Source organism: Thalassorhabdomicrobium marinisediminis, assembly GCF_003072065.1.
Classification (GTDB): domain Bacteria; phylum Pseudomonadota; class Alphaproteobacteria; order Rhodobacterales; family Rhodobacteraceae; genus Octadecabacter; species Octadecabacter marinisediminis.
In genome coordinates, this window is sequence record NZ_QCYG01000004.1 from 342,635 (window position 1) to 360,788 (window position 18,154).

Here is an 18,154-nt window from a genome sequence, read left to right on the forward strand (position 1 = left end):
AGACGCGGTGAAAAGATAATTTTACGGCCAACACGCCAGCGGCGTCAGGCGCGATCGGCCCAATGCTGCCGTTCACTTGTTTATTAAATGCTGCTCTGCAGCTTAACCAGACCGGTCATTCATGCGTTGCGCAGCATTATCGGCGGTCAAGTAAGGGCTGTGCGGACTTTTTTCTAATCGCTGCAGCTGTGCACGAGACAACGTTGATAGTGATTCAGCTTGACCGACCGTTTCTGACGAAATCGCCACGTGGCAGCGAAAGACACCAGCCGACGGCAAAGCTGCTTTGGGATTTGGCGATTGTGCCGTCGTAGTCGCATCTGTAGATAAATCTCTGCGAGCGGCGCTTCCAACCGTTGCCATTCGACAGCTTTTGCGCAGAATATTGTCATGCCAAAGTCCCTGAAAATTACCTTCGTCTCGCGAAAATGGCCACCGGCCATGGGCGGGATGGAAACCTATTCCGAGAGGCTCTGCAGCCACTTGCAAGCGCACAGTGAAGTCGAGGTGATCGCCCTGCCCGGGCACGCTGACGGCAGTACGCCCCGGCTATGGGAACTGGTGTGGTTCGGGGTGAAGACGGCCTTCTCGCTGTTTTTCCGGCGTCAAGCCGCACCAGTGATCCATGTTGCGGACATGGCCAGCTGGCCGCTTGCGCTGGCCGCCCGACTGCGGCGCCCCTTCGCGCGCTGCATTCTTTCGGCACATGGGACCGATGTGGCCTTTCCCGCGCGGGGAGGCATCGCAGGACGGCTCTATGGCGCATACCTGAGGCTTGGCGCAAATCTCCTCGGGGAGGTGACGGTGGTTGCCAATTCGGCGGCGACAGCCGCGGCGGCAGCGCGCTTTCGCTATCGCGACATCGTCGTCGTGCCATTGGCCGCCGAAGCTCGGTTAGAAGGCACCGTGCCCGAAATGGCCGAACAGACCATACTTTTTTCGGGCCGGCTCGTTGAACGCAAAGGGTGCCGCTGGTTCATTGAGACAGTATTACCGCATCTGCCCGAGAGGATAGCCCTGGAGGTTGCTGGGACAATCTGGTGCGACGAGGAAGGCAAGGCACTCGACACACCGCGTGTACGCTATTTGGGTCGTCTCGATCAGGCGGCTCTCTACCGTCACATGGCGGCAGCCATGTGCGTCATCGTTCCGAATATTGAACTCGAGAATGGTGAGTTCGAAGGCTTCGGACTCGTGGCTGTCGAGGCTGCGGCGGTCGGCGGCGTTGTCGTCGCTGCAAGACATGCAGGTCTGCAAGAGGCGGTCCAAGACGGTGAGACGGGTTTTCTGGTTGCCCCGGGCGATGCCGCCCGATGGATCGAGCTGATCACTGACATCGCAGGCTGGACCCCCGAAAAGCGGGCGAAGTTCACGGAACGGGCGCGAACTGCCGCAGCCGACTATTACAACTGGGACCGCGTAGCGCGTGATACCGTCCGCCATTATGCCGGTGAACGTGCTGGGCCGTGAGGGGAGATATGCGTTGGCTGGCCTTAAAACGATGCTGAAGCGCCCTGCCATCCGTTCCGGTTTCGGGGTTATCGGCTTGGCCGTGTTGGCTTTTGGCGCGGCTTGGGCCGTAGCCTCGCTGGATCTGACCTGGTCAGTTATCTCGCCTTTACATCTGGCCCTAAACCTTCTGGTGTTGACACCTGCGCTGCTGGGTGTTGCGGCGTTGTCTTTGAAGATCACCGCCGGTGCGATCGGGCGCGATGTGCCCAACGTCTTGGCCCTCCAGGTGGTCTCGGCGGCCAATGTCGCTGAGCTTCTGCCGCTTCCAGGTGGCGCGCTTGTGCGGGGGGCCGCTTTGGTCAAGGTCGGTGCCGGAGTTGGCGAGGCGGCGCGCGTTGTCTTGCTCACAGCTCTACTGACGCTCGGCGTGACACTTGCACTCTCGGGCATGGCGCTTGGAGCGCTGAGTGACGTGATCTTGTACTGGATCGCCGCTGCGGCGCTGGCCGCCGTGCTCGTTGTCTTCGTGCTGCTCTCCCGCCATGCCGCTCTGCGCTATCTCGTGGCCATGGTCATGATCCGTCTCGTCACTCTCGCGGTGACGGTGCTCAGGCTGGTTGTGGCTTCTGCCATGCTCGGGTCGAGTTTCGGCTGGATCGAGGCGGTGCTTTATTCTGCGGCACCCACGGTCGGGGCGGCGGTGGGGATCGTGCCCGCGGGCCTGGGGGTAAACGAGGCGATTGCAGCCGGCCTTGCAACTTTGATCGCCGCCTCTCCGGCGACGGCCTTTCTCGCAATCGCCCTGAACCGTGCCCTCGACCTCGCGGTCGGAGCCGCAATGGTGCTGGCCGGTTCTCTGTTTCGGACGAAGGCAGGAGTCAAAAACAACTAACCTTTACTACGTCCAGCGGGCGCACGACCAGACACACTCAAGCACGCCGCTGCGACATCGGGCGATGTATGCGGTGTTCCGGTTTGAGGATATTTTTTAGGGGGTTTACGACGCGCTGGTTCGTTTCGTGTCCTTCGTGCCGATGCATGCCCACAGCCCTACCCACGAGGTCAGTGATCTCTCGACCCTTACCCACGATGTTCGGAACACATCATCGGGGCCGAAGCGTGGCTGGCAGGACTGGACGGATGCGCAAATCGCCGCGGTGGCGCATTTTCGCGGGCCCGGCATGGCCGTAAATGGCTGTGGTATGTAGCCAGAGTGGCGTGTGTGGGTCCGTGCCGCGGGCCCGCTCGGAACTTCAGAAGGGTAGCTGCCAGAACCCCGCATAGACGCCGCCGGACGGCAGCGCATTCGGGCGCGGCGCACCGTGCGTGTCCCAGACAAGGCGGAAACTCTGATTGGCCGCACCCGTGGCCACGACAGGGGTACTGATATCGAGTGTCATGCCGTCCGTCAGCATCTGCCCATCGATCATGACGGGGGCCGCACTTTCCAGTCGGTAGCGACCCGGGATCGGCAAAACGATTGTTTCGGGTTCCGCACCCAGCATCACCTCGCGCCCCGCCAGCCAGATCACCCCCGAGTAATGCACATAGGCCGAGCGAAGTACCGCCTGATCATCTGGTAGGAGCAACATGGGGTGATCCTGCACACGCGGGGCGGTCATCGCGTGGTGAAGCGCCCAACGGTTGGCCAGCAGCAGGGGCGGCGCTGTGTGTTCAATCTGATCGGCCATGACCGGTTGCCCTGCAGCGCGATATCGCGCGAGGCCCCAGGTCGACATGAAGAAGTCCGCGCGTGGGAAACTCGCAACCATGGCGTTGTGGTCGATGTAATGCACCGGATCAGGAAACAGCCGGTGAACCTCCGCCAGCGTGGCCCGCTGGAGGCCCGCGCCCTCAGACAAGGCCTTGACCGCCTGGCCGGTGCCGGTCGCCAGCATGAGCGTGACAAGGGCACCCAGCGCGCGCCCCCTGCCGAGAGCGGACGCCCCGACCGCCGCAACGACCATAAACGGCGGCGTGATATAGGCGAAGAAATAGGGAAAGGCGTTGCGGTAGAAGAGCACCGACAGCACCAGCGGCAGCACCAGGCCCATGCGGACTAACCTTGTCCGGATTGACCCGGGAGCCGTCAGGCCGAGCAAAGCAAGCATCACCGCCCCGATGCTCAGAAGCGCCCAAAGCAACGCTTCACGTGACCGGGGAACTAGGCCTGCGTCGAGCAATGCAGTCGTGAGAGCGTTGTGTGCGTTTGCGGTTGTTTCATTGCCTGGCGCACTGACAATCCCTGCGGCGTGCCCGATGTAGAGCCCGGCCGCAACGGCAAGGCCGATGATCCCGGCCAGCAGAATACGCAGGACCACGCGCCGGTCGTCCCAGCGCCAGACGAGCGCCCCGAGATAGGCTGGCAGATAGAACACCGCCTTGATCGTGACCAACAGCCCACCCGCGCTGAGAAGCGCGACGGCGACGATCTGCCAGGCCGACATACGCCCCGTCATCATGATCGCCAGCGCGCCCATCAGGAACGCGGCCGCAATCGGGTCGGCGCGAAAGCTGGTGCTGTGCGCCAGCACGAACCCTGAGGTCAGGAATGCAATGACCGCGATATCGGCCGCATCTCGCTCCGTCAGTTCCCGTGAAATGCGGTGTATCGAGAAAACCGTCGTCGCGAAGAGGGCCGTCATCACGAGACGCGCCACGAATATTTGCCCCATCTCATGGCCGGGTACATGCGCGATCCAGCCGAACGCATGCACGAAGGCGGTCTGAAGGGGGCGGTCGAGACGCCCGTCCTGATTAGCATAAACCTGGCTGAGAAAGTAGAACTCGTCCCAGTTTACGTTTCGCGTCCAAGCAAGAGCCACAAGGATCGTGGTCGCGACAACAGCCACGGCGCGCATGACCTCACGCACTGACATTTGGGTCAAAGGCCCATGGCCGTGTTGCGCGTGGCCGGAGTTCACCAACTCACGCAGCATCAAGTGGCTGGACTTTCGGCCGCGCGACCGTTTCGCTGCGAGACTGGGGAGCGCGCAAAAGATCGCGAGCTCGGATATCTTCCAGTAGGGTGCGGTTAGCGGCGATGAGGTCGGCCAGAATGCCGACGGCGGTCAGCACGGTCGCAATCGCCAGAAGAGCTGCTGCGATCACGAGGGATTGCACGTGCCCGGTGCCGTCGCCGGACATGAAGAAGACAAGGAAACGCACGATCGCGACCAGGGCCGGAAGCGCGAAGATGGCAGCAATGGACACGAAGAAATGGATGGGTGCGTAAATCACGAACACCCGCAGGATTGTCTTAGCCGAACGCATCACATACTCGCGCGTGCTCCGAAACAGTCGAGAGGGCCGGGTCACCTCATTCACGCCGACAGGTACCGAAGTCATCGGGATGCGTTTGCGGCCTGCCTGGATGATGGTTTCGAGCGTGTAGGTGTAGGTGTTGATCACGCAAAGCCGGGCTGCAGCATCTCGGGCGTAGGCGCGAAAGCCTGAAGGCGCGTCGGGGATGTCACTATCGCTCGCCTGCCGGACCACCCAGCTTCCCAGCCTCTGAAGCGCCTTCTTCACCGCCGAAAAGCTCTCGATCTCGGTAATCGGACGTGCGCCAACAACGATCTGCGCGGTGCGTTCGAGGATGGGTGCGATCAACGCCGGAATATCATCAGCCGAGTACTGGTTATCCGCATCTGTATTCACGATGATATCCGCGCCGAGTGCGAGTGCCTCCTCGATTCCCGCTGAAAAAGCACGGGCGAGGCCAACATTCGAAGGCATCCTGAGAATATAATCCGCGCCCGCCTCGCGCGCCACCGTTACCGTCTGGTCGGTAGAACCGTCGTCGATAACGAGAATTTCAACCACCGCAATGCCCGGGATACTGCGCGGGATCGCGCGGATTGCAGAGGCGATTGTTTCTTCTTCGTTTAGCGCAGGGATCTGTACGATAAGCTTCATTTGATTTAAACCTTGAATGTGCCTCTGGACGTTATGTTGAGTAGTTTAGGCAGAATTATGACGCGACAGCGAAATCTTTCGACAGTTGTGATTTTTTGCGTCAAGAGCCTCGCTCGATAGACGCTGCCATCGACCGCATTGAGCTATTTGCTTTTTTTGTCGCCGGAGGAAACGACAAACGCTGCGTTCGAAACTTCGGGGCCGGATTCGTCCGCGCTGGCCTTCAAATCTCTCTGAATACAGCGTCCGAGCATTAGCGACCGCTCTGGGCAAAGCCGCAATCCGCAGTTTCAAATCTCCATAGGCCCAGCAGGCCCGCCGGCAATCCCAAACCCACGATTTCGTGCTTGCGCGCTTCTCCGACGCCCGCCGGCACCGCACACTACTCGACCCTCTCGCACGGCATCCGAGAAACCTGCAGCACTGCGGCCATTGGTGCACCGCAGCAGACTGACAGCGCACATTAGGCGTTGAATGTCTGCTTTCTCTCATCTGAGATGACACCCGAGCGCCTGTAGCGAATGCACACTTTCCGCCCTTCATGTCGGAGGCGGCGAACGGCGCAAACTTGCCGTTCAACTGCCGATCGAGATGATTGCACGTGTGGCCATTGGACAGTCCCGAACCGTGGAGCGGATCCTACGAACCACCGGTGACTTACCCGCAGGCTATCCCAAAGGAGGATTCGAAGGCGCAAGGAAGCTTTTGACTGTCGGAACCGGCGACAAAACTTATAACCGGGATGGCTGGGTGTTTCAGGTTATTTCCTGGAACGCCGCGCATCGGTCTGATGAAGACGCGCTGATCCGCTCACCTCAGATGATCAAGGCTGACAAGGGCTTGGACGGGCTCATAATCGAGTTCGATGATGACTGCATTGCGCATGTAGTCATCTGTGAAGAGAAGGCGACCGAACATCCCAGACAAAAGGTCAAATCTCAGTTCTGGCCAGAGTTTGAACATCTCGAGACAGGTGCGCGCGACAATGAGCTGATTGCATCGGTTACGTCGCTCCTTGAGAAATCGGATGATCCGGATCCCGATCAAGCTGTCGCCGATATCCTTTGGAAAGAGAAACGTGCCTATCGAGTGGCCGTTACAGTCGGTGAAAAGCACGCCTCCTAAAAAGGGCGTAAGCGCCTGTTCAAAGGGTACGAAGGCAAGGTGTCGGGCGACACAGAACGACGCCGTGCGGAAACCTTAGTGTTAGACAATGTGCGTGAGTGGCTGGACGGAATTGCCAAGCAAGCGCTTGCGGCAATAAATAAAGCGGAGATCGACAGCCTTGTATGATCCAGAAACAGCAGCTCTAATCCGATCCACGCCAGAACTTGATGATCTGGATATTGAGGCATTACCAGATCGGCTCGCACGCGTATTTGCGGAAATTGTATCTGCCCGTGTGATGCTGCGCGAAGGCGACGCCGATCTTGCTTCGCTCAATGACACCACACGGTATGCACGCCGGCTGGCCCAAACCAACGAAGCTTTGGTGGCAATCGATCCTGATCGGGAAAACCGAGCTGCTGCAGGCTTTGTTGCGGCGAGCGCTTACCAGTTATTGTATCAAGCCCAAGCGCTCTCGGAACCCGAACGACCTGCTGCGTTTGTGACACCTGAAGGAATCAGCCCGGAAATCTCAGCAATGCTGCTTTTTCTGGTTGCTGAAGCATCGGCCGACGCGGCGGAGGTTGCCGCTGCCATGCGCATTCCAAGCGGTGACAGACTTCAATCCGAATTGATTCTTCATCTAATTATGTTGGCAAATGGCCAAGTTGGTCGGATTCGACGGCACAAACGACCCCGACAAGCTGACCTTGTCACTGGTTCGGGGGGCGAACGCGCAAATGCTGCGCTTTACTATCGGATCTTGCGAGGCATTCGGGCACTCGCCTATGTGCTTCAGGGAACACGCATCAGAGGATTTGTGAATCCGATTGCTGTCTTCACTGAAGTCAAACAATTGGCTGCGCCCGGCGCAGAGGAGTTCGACGAAGGATCCCCCGACTGGGCAGTCGCGGTATTCCCAGGGCCGTTTCATTTGGCAAGTCTACTGATCGCAGCAGGATCGGCGCTAATTGGCGGTGCGGTCGTTAACTTGCCTCCTCCAGAGGGAGTGGACGGAGACCAGGGCTACTGCAATGGAAACGGTCGCTGAGACGCGACCATATCTTTGGCGCAATTACAGAGACGCTGTTGAGCAAGGATATCTGGAAATTGGAACGTCATCGGCCATCGGTTTTCCAACCGGAGCCGGCAAGTCTACAACAGCCCAACTCAAGATCCATGCAACACTGTTGTCAGGTCGAAAAGCGGTCTTTCTGGCCCCCACCCATGCCCTCGTGGACCAGACAACGCGGGACCTCCGCGTTGCCTTCCCACGGGCAACGGTGCGCGGAGAGCGCATCGACGAATTTGGATTTTCGAGTCAGAGAGAAGACCTACCCGACCTCATGGTTATGACGCCCGAGGCCTGCCTGCTTTCAAGCCACATAGAGCCAGAACGATTTGATGATGTCGGCCTTCTGATTTTCGACGAGTGCCATCTTATGCATGACAATACAGATGGGGACCGACGGGCGATCGACGCAATGCTCTGTATCTTGGGCTTCACGCGTGTCGCACCTGATGCTGATATCGTACTCTTGTCCGCAATGTTGAGATTTACGGATGAACTCAGCGGTTGGCTTGAGGAGCTTACGGGTAGAAAATCTTTGCCTCTCGAGAATGCATGGAAACCCACCCGCCAACTTAGAGGATATGTTGTTTATGACGCCAAACGACACGCTAAGCTGGAAAAACTGCTAAGAGCCGAACGTGTAAAGAAGCCAAGGGAGGCGTTCCAGTCGCTGTAAAGCGTCAGCTCACTGCCACGCCAAAAGGGTTCTTCAGTGTCAAGCAAACGTGGGCGTCTCAAGTTCGGCGGGATTATACGCTGGTTCCGCTGCTTGATACCGCTCTTGAATTTTCAACCAACAAGTTCTGGAAGCTGACCCCCAACTCTGGGGTTGTCGCAGCGTCCATTGCTGTTGCAGCTGCGCAGGCCGGTTTGCGCACGCTTGTCTTTTCGCAGTCCACTCCAAATGCGTTCTCAATCTCAGAAAAGGCACGCGAGGCGTTTGAGGATTGTGACGTCAAACTAACCGAAACTGAGCAGCGGTATTATGAAGTTGCTGTCGATGAAATGGGGGGAGCAGACCAGCTCTACCTGACTCTCCAAAGCGGAAAGCTTGTGTCGCAGGCCGCCACACATCACGGCCAACTGCTTCCAGAGGAAAGGCAGCTGGCCGAAACACTTTATAGGCGCGATGAAGCGCTGTCGGCTCTCGCTGCAACCCCAACCCTCGGCCAGGGCATGAACCTGCCCGCAGATCTGGTGATCATCGCAGAAGATAGCCAATACGACGTGGCATCGGGACGCAAAGACCTCTTGGAACCGGAAGATCTACTCAATGCCGCCGGGCGGGCTGGCGAAAGCGCGACAGGCATCGTCTTGGTCATCCCCGGAAAAGTTGTTCCGCTGGATGATGCCGAAAATAAGATTGGTGAGAGATGGACGCGTCTCCGCGCGATCTTTGGCCAATCTGACCAGTGCTTAGTTTTGGACGATCCGTTTACTGCACTGATGGATCGCATACATGACAAAGCATGAGATATCGGCGATCTGGAACGGTATGTCGTCGCGCGGCTTGCAGAGACAGATCAAAGTGAAGACGGTGTCCTCGATGTGCGGCTTGGTCTATCGAGAAGCTTCGCCGCGTATCGCAAACGTCAGGATGCACAAGAAGATTGGGTGGATAGCAGGACAGCAGCCGCCCTTTCTCTCTTGACGGATGATAACGAAATCCTTCCCGTTGAATCCCTGTCTCTGCGCAACACCGCCTCTATGTTGGGTCTTCCGGAAGATGTCCTGAAGGACCTGTCTGATGCTCTTGTCGAGGAGGGGTTTCAGAGTCTTCAGACGGTTGGAGTATTGTGTGATTGGGTGTTCGAGTGGCTGGCTGCAACACGTGAACATTTGGCACGAGTGATCAAGCCTGACAGTTTGAAGTACCTGTTCGGAACGGACTTCAAAAAGCTTAAGGACGATGCTCAGCGCGCATCTTTTGCTCTTCCTAAATTGCAGGCAGCGTTGAAGCTGTGGATGAATGGCAAGCCTCTCAAGTCGATCCAAAAGGCCCTGTCTGACAAATCCCGAGACATTAAGCGCAGTACAAGTGCCCGAAAGTTCGTTATTCAGCTTATTCCGGATATCGCACATCTGATGGGAGTCCCTCTTCAGATCTTGCAGGGTCACAGCAATGTACACGCCGATGAAAAGATCAGTCCAAGTACTGCCTTAGGCCTTGCCAATCTTTGCGTCAGACGCGGCTTCGATTAGCGCGGAAATGGCGACCTTTGGGACACTAATGTCGTCAGCAAAATGGTCTCGACGTGAAGTGCATAGAGATTTTGCATCCATCACACCCTATCTCCGGCCGGCAGGTGAGCACGAAACCGTCGACGGACTTGAGTTGCGCGTTGAGTTGGCTTCAGATGAAGAACTCAGCAACAGAAGTTTTCCCGATCCGTTCCAAGACGATTGATAACGGACGATACAGCTTCAATGCGGCGAGAAGCACCTTCTTCGCCTCTTCAACGCCTTCGGTTATTTCTGGTGCTCTTTTCGAAGGGCCGCGTTGACGAGAAGGTTGGACGTCTTCTCATTGCTGCCGAAGTCCTCGTCGTAGGGGCGAATCATCAGGACGCATTCCGGGTCGAGTTCAGTATCGTTCTCGTCGAGTACCGACCGTTTCGTCGGCCGGTTTGGGAACATCCTGTCTGACGATTTCTTCCTGTCGGCAATGTCCTGAAACGTTTTCGCGAGCGATGATTTCATCGCCCCGTTTGGTGCGTATAGCGCAGCCGCATTACATTTCTTGAAGTCGAACGCGTGCTCCAACTTCCGGATTCCGTAACAATACTCTAGATCCAAGTTTAATGATTGCATGAACCTCCCCTCATTATCTTCATTGAGGTTGTAGCGATCATCGTCTCATTTGGCCAAGAGGATCGGACGAAAATGCTTGATTTGGCGGGTCGGAGGACGATCCGGGACCGGATCGGCTTTCTGCCTTGGCAGGCCCAGTCGGTATAGCGGCTATTCCTGCATTTGTGCGGCAAACTTTTGCTTGCCGCCGTTAGCGTCGGGGGCAGCGAACGGCCCCTCAGCTGCCTTTTGTCTCACCCTTTCGATGCTGCGGGCGCAACCCGGATTGCCGACATTCGCCGCGAGCCCGACTTCAAGGGCTGCTCGAACACATATCCTGCGGACTCTTCCGCCGTTCGCTATAAACGCAGCCTACCACGCTTTGAGCGGCAGCAGTGCGCAGGAAGCAGCTGTGTGGCTGTTTTGGACTTATTGGGCTTTGGCGCCGTCCTGCATTGCGCTTGATTGGATTCAGCCCCTCTCAACCTTTTTCCACGAGCAGCCGGACACAATGCCCCAATTGCCTGCTGCGTTCGGGCGGCGCCAGCGCGGCTTATCCATCCGGTTCAACGCCTCGAGGGCCGCGTCGAAGCTGTCATGTTTTTCCTCGGCTCCTTTCGCCCCGACAGTAAAGTATCCCCGTCTCGCAAGGCCAGGATTAAAAGTGGTGCCATCAGCCGCAACGGGAACGCGCACTGCGCCCCCTTCGGCCTGATTATCAGCTCGTGGCCTGGAGGAGATCGGCGTGCGGATGTGAGAGGCCGATACGACTGCGCGAAGCGCATCAGGACGGATGGCGCTGCCGGGGGTGTTTGTCATAGCGAAATCGCTATCATCGAGCACATCGTCCTCAGCGGCTTCTGGCTGCGGCATCCGCTTGAGCGGCGTGCAACGTTCGGCCAACAGAACGACCTCGGCCGCGGCGCGGGCGTCCTCGCCTGCGTCGTGATGCTCGAACCGAAGACCAAGATGCGACTTGAGCGATGCGAGGCCATGCCCACCGTTGCCCTTGAGTTCGGGCCAAGCCGCACGCGCCGTGCTGACACTGTTCAGCCAGTTCCACTGCGGCTCGGTTCGGGCGCGGCAGTCGCAGGCGGCACGGATCGCGCTCCGGTCGAAACCGGAATGCTGGTAGATGGTGCTGCCCTGCAACATCCCGTCGAGCGCGTCGATCACTGCATCGATGGTAGGAGCGCCATTCACCATGGCATTGGTGATCCCATGCAAGTAGCTGAACTGCCAGGAGTCGGTCCGGGGGTCGACCAGCGTCACCCAGGTTTCGATGCTATCGTCGGGACGCACGCAAGCGACGCCCACCTGACAGATGCTTCCACGGTCATTGTTGGCCGTCTCGACATCCAACGCAAAGAAGCGAAACGGACCCTTCGGGAGAGGCGGAAGGCTAATCTGTCCCGACGTGGTCTCGCGCGCGCCCTGCCTGGCGGACGCCCCCCCAAGGTGGCGGTCACGCTGACGACCGATTGCGGCACGCTGGACAGGCGAGAGCCGCAACTCTTCGATAACCGCGTCAACCAACGCCACAGGCTCATCATAGGCATCCATGCCCCGCCGGTTCCACGCCACCATATCAGAGGGCGCAAGGGCAATGACCCGTGCTTCGAGCCCGGGGATATCGGCATCGTTTGGCAGTTCCACCCACGTACAGCCGCAATGGCGTGCGATGAACGCGTTGCGCAGAGCTTTTGCAACGTCGCCGTCAGACTTCGTGGCTGGGTCCTTGCGCTGGCGCCACATGCGCCCGGTGTTATACATTCGAGAGAAGTAATGGCTGGTGCTTTCCGACCCGGCGCGGTGGCGCTGATGGATGCGCTTGTAGAAAGTCTCAGCTGCAGACGACGTTGAGCCGATGTAGCGGAAGGTGCCCGTGTGATCGAACAGGCCGTAGATGCCGCGGGCATCGCGCGGGGCATCGGAGGTCGGACGGGGCGTCGCTCTCATCAGAAGGTTGAGGATTTCGGTGGCGGTGTGAATAGTCATGTCTGCTCTTACCCCTTCTCGATACGCTGCCAAGACACGCCGCTGACGATGCCCCACAGACCCCTTTCATTCGGCCGACGCCAGCGAGGCACCGACATGGCATTCAACCGCGCGAGGGCGTTTGCGAAGTCCGGGATATCCTCCTCGCTGCCCTTTGCGCCGATGCGGTATGCCCCGTTGCGCTGAAGATCCGGTGTGAACATCGAGCCGTCCCGCGCCACAGGCACGAAAATCATGCGGTCGGACGGGATGGCCGGACACTCTTCGTCGCTATCCTCACCGACGTCCTCCTGCTGCCAGATCGAAGCCAGAAATCTCTTCTTCTTCTGCAGCCAAGCTGCGGCGCTCAAGGCGACGACCCCGCCGTTGGGTCCGCGCTCAAGCGCGTTGTCACTACCCGAGAGCAGGTTGCGCACACGCCCCTCGCTGATGCCTCCGAGAATGGACATGGAATGCGTATCAATCTCGCCGACACCGGTATCAATGGCGTACCGTGACGCGGCGAGGTTGGCAATGCGGGTGAAGACGATGTCAGACGCACTTTTTGAGAAATCCGAGAGCTCGGCCACCAACTTTGCCAACCATCCCGTACGCTCGCCCAGAGGAATGTCCTCTGGCACGATGCCATACAAACCGTACTGCAGGGCAAAATCGAGGCGGCGCGCGATTGGCAAGGCATCGGTAAGGGCAAGTGCGTTGTTTTCTAAGGCTATGCGCCAAGTCCGCGCCGAGCCGCCGCCGATCTGGATTGCTGGCTCCATCAACTGCAGCAAGGGGGCCGCGGCAGGTTCGGGGCCGAACAGTCCTTCGACATGTTCGAGGGCAGTCGTCACGAGATCTCCCATCGGCGCGGCATAGTCCCAGTAGTGAGGGTCATCGGCCTGCCCAAACCCATGGTAGTTTTCGTGATAGGCCTCGCGGCGTTCGGCGGCGGTCATTAACTCGGTCATTGACTTTCCTTTCAGCGGTGCAGGCGGCGTATTTCGCTGCGTACGTTGACAAGATTGCGATAGTCGGACGGCGTGCAAGCTGCTGTAACAGTTCCTGCGTCGAACACGAGTTGGCAGTGCTTGCCTCCCATTTCGACCCGTAAGAGTTCAAACCCTTCGCTCCGGCACATATTGCGGTATTCTCTAACGCTGCGCATGCTTACAACCTCTCAACAGTCACGATGTAACGTTTATGCCTTATGGGTAAGGCGGACCGCGAAGCTCGTCAATAGATTTTTCGTTATTTAGTTATTCACCCTATAACGAAAATGTTCTTGCTTGGCATTGATGGTGGGTCGCATGCCCGTAAGGGCATTCTATCAAGCCGACAGGTAAGCCTATGATTCGAATGAAGAACGTAAGCTTGTGTGAACAGCGGTACACGGGGTATCATTGAGTATCGTTTGTTAGGAACGGTGCCATGGAGAGACAATGGATCACGGTGGGAGTTGCAGTTGCAGGGTTGAGCCTGGCCACCCTTCAACAAGTTGATGCGCAAACCGAGGGTGGCATTGTCGTGCGAAAGGATCACGCCGACTGCATAAGGGATGCCGTGGATCACTATCTTGGCACTGGGCGCGATCCGGTGTTCATATATTCAGGCTTCTGTCTCCAAGAAATCTATGACCCAGACCCTGACACTGTAGCACAAGTAACAACCGAGAACACGTTCAGCTCACCCACTATTCGGCTGCCCGATGGCAGCCTCGTTTCTCGTAACGAAATGGCAACCCTTCTCATATTGACACGTCAACAACTCGGGTGTCTCGAAGAGATGTTCGAAGATGTGACGTTTACACCAACTCCGACAGACGATGGCACCCCTTGGCCCCCAGATTACATAGGGCTCGACTTCAGTGGCTGTTGAAGCCACCTCTAAGTCCCTGCGTCCTGATGGCGACAGGTCAGCTGCTTTTCACTACATTGAGTTGATATCTTGGGTCGCGACAGCTGTCGGTATCTTTCTGACCTTCTTCCAACTCGCCGCTGCAAATATCGATCGCCGGACCGGTTCTGCATTGTCGTATGCTGAGAGTTTCTCGACGGGCGACCTTGGTGATTTTAGAAGGCTGCTGACCAAGTCCTATTTGAGGAACGCGACAAACTTCGAGCAGCTTCGCACGGCCCGTGCAACGGATGAAGCCGTTGAAGCTTTTGTCATGTCCAGCGTCTTAAGCGGGGAAAGTGCAGCGCAAACTCTTGAGCTCCGGATGGCCGTTCTCGAAATCGCGGACATGTTCGATCAAATCTATATCTGTATTGAGTCCAGGTCTCTTTGGACATTCGGCCCCAGGTGCGACCGTTCGGTGGTAAAAACTTATTTTTGTGAGTATGCGATTTCTTTTTATGACCTTTATCATTGGTATCTCGACGACGTGAGCGCGCGCTTCGGATCCGAATTGGGCACCGGTGTAAAGGCATTGGCGGAGGGAGAATTATGCGCTGCCTGATTCAATTCTCAAGCATGCTCATCATCTTGGCAAACGGTGCGCAAACAGCTGAAATTTACTGGACTGAGCCTCCGGACGAGGTGTTGTTCGCACCTTTCCCTTATCGATCGATGGAGTTGGTTACTCTTCAAGACCCAGAGTTCGACTTCAGCGATTATCGCGTGCTTCATGTTCAGGGAGACATCGAACCCGGCGATCAACACAGACTTGAAGCCCTTCTTCGCGAAGAGCTGCCGGACCCAAACGTAAGCTGGTTCAACACTGTATTGGTGAGCTTCAACAGTGGTGGTGGTGATTTCTTCACGGGTTTGGCCATGTCCGACATCATTCAGGGGATGGCTGTCGGAACCTATGTCGGGGCGGATAGTCAGTGCCTTTCTTCCTGCGCAATCGCATTTCTCGGCGGGAGTGAAATTCCGTTAAGAAATTTCCCGCCGGTCGCGCGACGCTATATTCACACTGAAGGCATCCTCGGATTTCACGCGCCGTTCTCCTCTCTCCGAAACACCATTCAGATATCGGATGGAACAGTGCTCACGCCTCAAGTTGTTAACTTTATGGCAACGCAGTTCTATGGCCAGGCTCAAGGCGCAATAAACGAACTTGCTCGTCGGATGGCAGCCTGGGACGTTTCGCCCGACTTCGTATTTTCGATGCTGACCCGAAAAGAGATAGAGAATGACGAGCGATCGCTCGATGACCGATTTATAATCGTCGACAGCTATATCGAAGCTGAACAGATTTCGGCCACTCCATTGGCTCCGTATCATGAGCCACTTACCGAGATTGGCTTGATGGATGCCTACGCCGCATGCAGCTTCGTGTGGCACTTCAATTCTCCAGGGTTCGTCACCGTTTCTGGGTTGGCTATGGAGACCGCGGCCTACGTCAATGATGCCTTGGTAGCCGAGGGTGAACTGTCTATCGACGAAAATCATGTCAGGAGCTACGGCGCCATCCCCGTGAGCGGTATGTCGGAACCGGTAGTCGCCGTTGAGCAGCACGGTACTTACAGCTATCGACGTCTGGTGCCAGCGTCCGGCCCTGACAGTTTCTATATTGAGGGACTGGCACAGGGACGCGGCCCCACGCAATGCAATGTGTACCGCGCGCCGGACGGTAATTGGATGGTACGGACATTCAATGAAGACGTGCACTTCGACGCAACCCAGTCACCTGTTCCCGGAACATCCCCGGGCGACAATCGCTACGAAATCCTTGACTTCAACAGAGGCTACCCGATCAGCACCTATACCCGACTGGGCGCCGACGGCAGCTGGCGCTCCTTGGACGAAACAGGTTTATTCGCAATGTACGGTGGCCCAACCGATGGCTATCCGGATGTGTCGGGGCCGAGTTTCGGTTGTGCGGGCGACCTTGATCCGGCAGCGGAAATAATTTGCGCTTACCCGACGTTGGCGAGAGAGGATGGTATTATGGGTAAGCTATACGGGCCGGCACGCGAGATTGGGGGCGACGTGGTGCGTAACGGGCAACGCCATTGGGTCTCAGTTCGCAATCGTGCTTGTCGCCCTGCTGCAATAAACCATGATGATCCCTTTAGCAGAGCGAGGTTGGCAGAATGCCTTTTCTACTTCACCCGTATGCGAGTTTCTGAATTGCAGGAAATACTGAATTAGATGCATATATTTTATACTCGGCGATTTTGTCTTAGCCTGAATGGGGATGTTCGCAAACCGTGTTGGGTCGCTCAATCACTGCGTTAGGTAATGTCGTCGATCCGCTTGCGAGCCTGAGACATCAGGTTCAGCGAAGCCGATATCCTGTTGCGCCAGACTGGTCCGCGCCCGATCGCGTCCTCGTATGCCTTCGCAGGTTCGCCGGGCCTTTCCTCACTCAGGACTTCGATGAGCAGATCGGCCTGCGCTCGGTCTTTCCGGGCCTTTAGTCGGCTCGGATCGCTGCTGCGTCGATCGGCGACGATCAGCTTGTGAATGGCGAAGCGCTCCGGCTGCGGGATCTGCACGAGCGCCCCAGAACGGTAGACTAGCGGCACCTGCATCGGGTCGGATAACAGAAAATCGAGGTGGTGGAGGCTCTGTGCACTGACGCCGAGAGCAGGTAGGTCTCGAATACCTTCGTCTGCCTCGAAGGACGGCGTGAGGAATTCGACCAGCGTGGTTCGCTTTGTCTGCTGCCACTGCCAAATCTTGTTCTTCTCGAGCGAGAGGACGGGGGCGAACTTCAACTGAGAGAAGACCTTCGACAGCGGCTCCTCTACAGCATCCTCCAGGGCGACCGACAGCCGTTCGATTTAGTAGGGTAAAACAGGCTAAACACCTATCCTCGATATGGTGCTTGCAGGATAGGACGACCCAACACGATTTTCGGATGCGGCCGCCTGAATTCTGTTCAGTACAGATCGCGGTGGGCGTATTTCGCTTAAGAATCTCTGCTCTATCGTGAGTTGTCGTCCTAATTCGATACGGCCAATGGATGGCAGAATTGCTAATAACCGAGTGATGACAGAAGTGTAGTCAGTGTTGTGCTATGAATTCTCGCTCGAGAATTATGCCCCGCACAATCAACTCTTGCGCTCAATTGACAGGATCGTGGGTCTGTAAAGAAGCCGAAGTACAATCTCCACTGCCAAGCGTCCGATACGGGGCCCGCATTAAAATAAAAAGGTTCTCCGCTCAGCCCGCGCTACCGGCGGGAGTTACACTGACCTGCCACGGGATTTGTCTCCACCGTCGATTAGAGTCCGGCCCAACTTGAGGATGGACAATGAAGCGAACGAGATTTACGGACGAACAGATCATCCGCTGCCCGGCAGGCGATTGCGAAGCAATCTGCCGAGAGGGAGCATCCTATCCGGGTGCTCAACGTGGTCGACGACGTCATCCGAGAGTGCCTCGCTGCGATCCGTTCGCCATTGGCCTCGAACCGATGGCGGCTCAATGGCTCACCCTAAATCTCGGGACGCCGGGGGGCCATAGAAATGCTGCGTCTCAATCTCGAGCCGCTCGGGCTTCATGTTTCGTTCGACCGCGGCACGCTCGATTGACCCGGTGGCCGGCGACGTTGGCGCAGGCGGGGCACTGGCCCCCCTGCGTTCGGACGCTCACGGCCAGCCGAACCCGGTGGACGAGGTAAATATGTCAATGTGATCGCGCGTCTTCGCGCCGTATCGCCTGCGCCAGCACCTTTGGTCCGGCCAACAGATCAGACTCCCGCATGCCCTTGTCAAAGGCATAGCTTATCCGAGCAGTGTCCCAACAGTTGGTGTAATTTCCGCCGGTAGCGCGGGCTGAGGGGAGCCTTCGCATAGCGAAGCGGGGCCCGTGCGGGCCGCTTGGCGGCCATGGTTGTTCTTCGGCTAAGGTTTGGTTTGCGGACCTAACTTTGACCGAGGA

General features: G+C 57.5%; 16 protein-coding genes. 10 read left to right on the top strand and 6 right to left on the bottom strand.

All coding sequences use genetic code 11. The annotated features are described in order from the left end of the window. Positions 1 to 390: 390 nt before the first annotated feature. Both DC363_RS08070 and DC363_RS08075 read left to right on the top strand, forming a co-directional pair. A complete protein-coding gene (locus DC363_RS08070; RefSeq protein WP_108640618.1) occupies positions 391 to 1,470 on the top strand; it encodes a glycosyltransferase family 4 protein in 1,080 nt (359 codons plus the stop codon). A 13-nt stretch (positions 1,471 to 1,483) separates the two neighbouring features. After that, positions 1,484 to 2,344, top strand: coding sequence for a hypothetical protein (locus DC363_RS08075; RefSeq protein WP_146180761.1), 861 nt, complete (start codon positions 1,484 to 1,486; stop codon positions 2,342 to 2,344). A 361-nt stretch (positions 2,345 to 2,705) separates the two neighbouring features. Here the strand turns inward: DC363_RS08075 and DC363_RS08080 are convergent, their stop codons facing one another. Next, on the bottom strand, positions 2,706 to 4,394 hold the full coding sequence (locus DC363_RS08080; protein WP_158270849.1) for a glycosyltransferase family protein: 1,689 nt from the start codon (positions 4,392 to 4,394) through the stop codon (positions 2,706 to 2,708). Further along, positions 4,381 to 5,370: a glycosyltransferase family 2 protein gene (locus tag DC363_RS08085; RefSeq protein ID WP_108640621.1), complete on the bottom strand. Its 990-nt coding sequence runs from the start codon at positions 5,368 to 5,370 to the stop codon at positions 4,381 to 4,383. Before DC363_RS08085 ends, DC363_RS08080 begins: the two co-directional genes overlap by 14 nt. Positions 5,371 to 5,973: 603 nt before the next feature. On the opposite strand from DC363_RS08085, the gene DC363_RS08090 reads away from it, so the two are divergent. The 5 genes from DC363_RS08090 to DC363_RS08105 all read left to right on the top strand — a co-directional run bounded on the left by DC363_RS08090 (position 5,974) and on the right by DC363_RS08105 (position 9,751). Further along, the gene (locus DC363_RS08090; RefSeq protein WP_158270850.1) at positions 5,974 to 6,495 is read left to right on the top strand and encodes a hypothetical protein; all 522 of its coding nucleotides are present in this window, start codon (positions 5,974 to 5,976) and stop codon (positions 6,493 to 6,495) included. Between the two features lie 160 nt (positions 6,496 to 6,655). Then, the gene (locus DC363_RS16675; RefSeq protein WP_146180763.1) at positions 6,656 to 7,528 is read left to right on the top strand and encodes a hypothetical protein; all 873 of its coding nucleotides are present in this window, start codon (positions 6,656 to 6,658) and stop codon (positions 7,526 to 7,528) included. After that, positions 7,512 to 8,225 (top strand): DEAD/DEAH box helicase, encoded by a 714-nt coding sequence (locus tag DC363_RS08095; RefSeq protein ID WP_146180764.1) that lies wholly within the window; start codon positions 7,512 to 7,514, stop codon positions 8,223 to 8,225. The genes DC363_RS16675 and DC363_RS08095 overlap by 17 nt, the downstream gene beginning before the upstream one ends. Positions 8,226 to 8,419: 194 nt before the next feature. Beyond that, positions 8,420 to 9,022: a helicase-related protein gene (locus DC363_RS08100; protein ID WP_146180765.1), complete on the top strand. Its 603-nt coding sequence runs from the start codon at positions 8,420 to 8,422 to the stop codon at positions 9,020 to 9,022. 141 nt (positions 9,023 to 9,163) lie between these two features. Then, positions 9,164 to 9,751, top strand: a complete 588-nt coding sequence (locus DC363_RS08105; protein ID WP_108640625.1) for a hypothetical protein — start codon at positions 9,164 to 9,166, stop codon at positions 9,749 to 9,751. Between the two features lie 267 nt (positions 9,752 to 10,018). Here the strand turns inward: DC363_RS08105 and DC363_RS08110 are convergent, their stop codons facing one another. From DC363_RS08110 to DC363_RS16945, 3 genes are all read right to left on the bottom strand, one after another. Beyond that, positions 10,019 to 10,312, bottom strand: coding sequence for a hypothetical protein (locus tag DC363_RS08110; RefSeq protein ID WP_146180766.1), 294 nt, complete (start codon positions 10,310 to 10,312; stop codon positions 10,019 to 10,021). A gap of 498 nt (positions 10,313 to 10,810) precedes the next feature. After that, positions 10,811 to 12,337: an exonuclease domain-containing protein gene (locus tag DC363_RS08115; protein ID WP_241962959.1), complete on the bottom strand. Its 1,527-nt coding sequence runs from the start codon at positions 12,335 to 12,337 to the stop codon at positions 10,811 to 10,813. A gap of 8 nt (positions 12,338 to 12,345) precedes the next feature. Beyond that, entirely contained in the window at positions 12,346 to 13,287 is a 942-nt protein-coding gene (locus DC363_RS16945; protein ID WP_196778395.1) for a hypothetical protein, read from the bottom strand. 460 nt (positions 13,288 to 13,747) lie between these two features. Between DC363_RS16945 and DC363_RS08125 the strand changes: the two genes are divergently transcribed. The 3 genes from DC363_RS08125 to DC363_RS08135 are packed head-to-tail and all read left to right on the top strand — an operon-like array spanning position 13,748 to position 16,417. Further along, positions 13,748 to 14,194 (top strand): hypothetical protein, encoded by a 447-nt coding sequence (locus tag DC363_RS08125; protein ID WP_108640627.1) that lies wholly within the window; start codon positions 13,748 to 13,750, stop codon positions 14,192 to 14,194. Then, positions 14,184 to 14,777, top strand: a complete 594-nt coding sequence (locus tag DC363_RS08130; protein ID WP_108640628.1) for a hypothetical protein — start codon at positions 14,184 to 14,186, stop codon at positions 14,775 to 14,777. Before DC363_RS08125 ends, DC363_RS08130 begins: the two co-directional genes overlap by 11 nt. Continuing rightward, positions 14,765 to 16,417 carry a hypothetical protein gene (locus DC363_RS08135; protein ID WP_108640629.1) on the top strand — a complete coding sequence of 551 codons (1,653 nt, stop codon included), beginning with the start codon at positions 14,765 to 14,767 and terminating at the stop codon, positions 16,415 to 16,417. The genes DC363_RS08130 and DC363_RS08135 overlap by 13 nt, the downstream gene beginning before the upstream one ends. Before the next feature lie 83 nt (positions 16,418 to 16,500). On the opposite strand, the gene DC363_RS08140 is transcribed toward DC363_RS08135, so the two are convergent. After that, on the bottom strand, positions 16,501 to 17,052 hold the full coding sequence (locus DC363_RS08140) for a GSU2403 family nucleotidyltransferase fold protein (protein ID WP_108640630.1): 552 nt from the start codon (positions 17,050 to 17,052) through the stop codon (positions 16,501 to 16,503). Between the last annotated feature and the right edge of the window lie 1,102 nt (positions 17,053 to 18,154).

Coding starts and splice junctions, on each gene's coding strand:
- DC363_RS08070 (WP_108640618.1), top strand. CDS start 391: ATGCCAAAGTCCCTGAAAATTACCTTCGTCTCGCGAAAATGGCCACCG.
- DC363_RS08085 (WP_108640621.1), bottom strand. CDS start 5,370: ATGAAGCTTATCGTACAGATCCCTGCGCTAAACGAAGAAGAAACAATC.
- DC363_RS08095 (WP_146180764.1), top strand. CDS start 7,512: ATGGAAACGGTCGCTGAGACGCGACCATATCTTTGGCGCAATTACAGA.
- DC363_RS08115 (WP_241962959.1), bottom strand. CDS start 12,337: ATGACTATTCACACCGCCACCGAAATCCTCAACCTTCTGATGAGAGCG.
- DC363_RS16945 (WP_196778395.1), bottom strand. CDS start 13,287: ATGACCGAGTTAATGACCGCCGCCGAACGCCGCGAGGCCTATCACGAA.
- DC363_RS08125 (WP_108640627.1), top strand. CDS start 13,748: ATGGAGAGACAATGGATCACGGTGGGAGTTGCAGTTGCAGGGTTGAGC.
- DC363_RS08135 (WP_108640629.1), top strand. CDS start 14,765: ATGCGCTGCCTGATTCAATTCTCAAGCATGCTCATCATCTTGGCAAAC.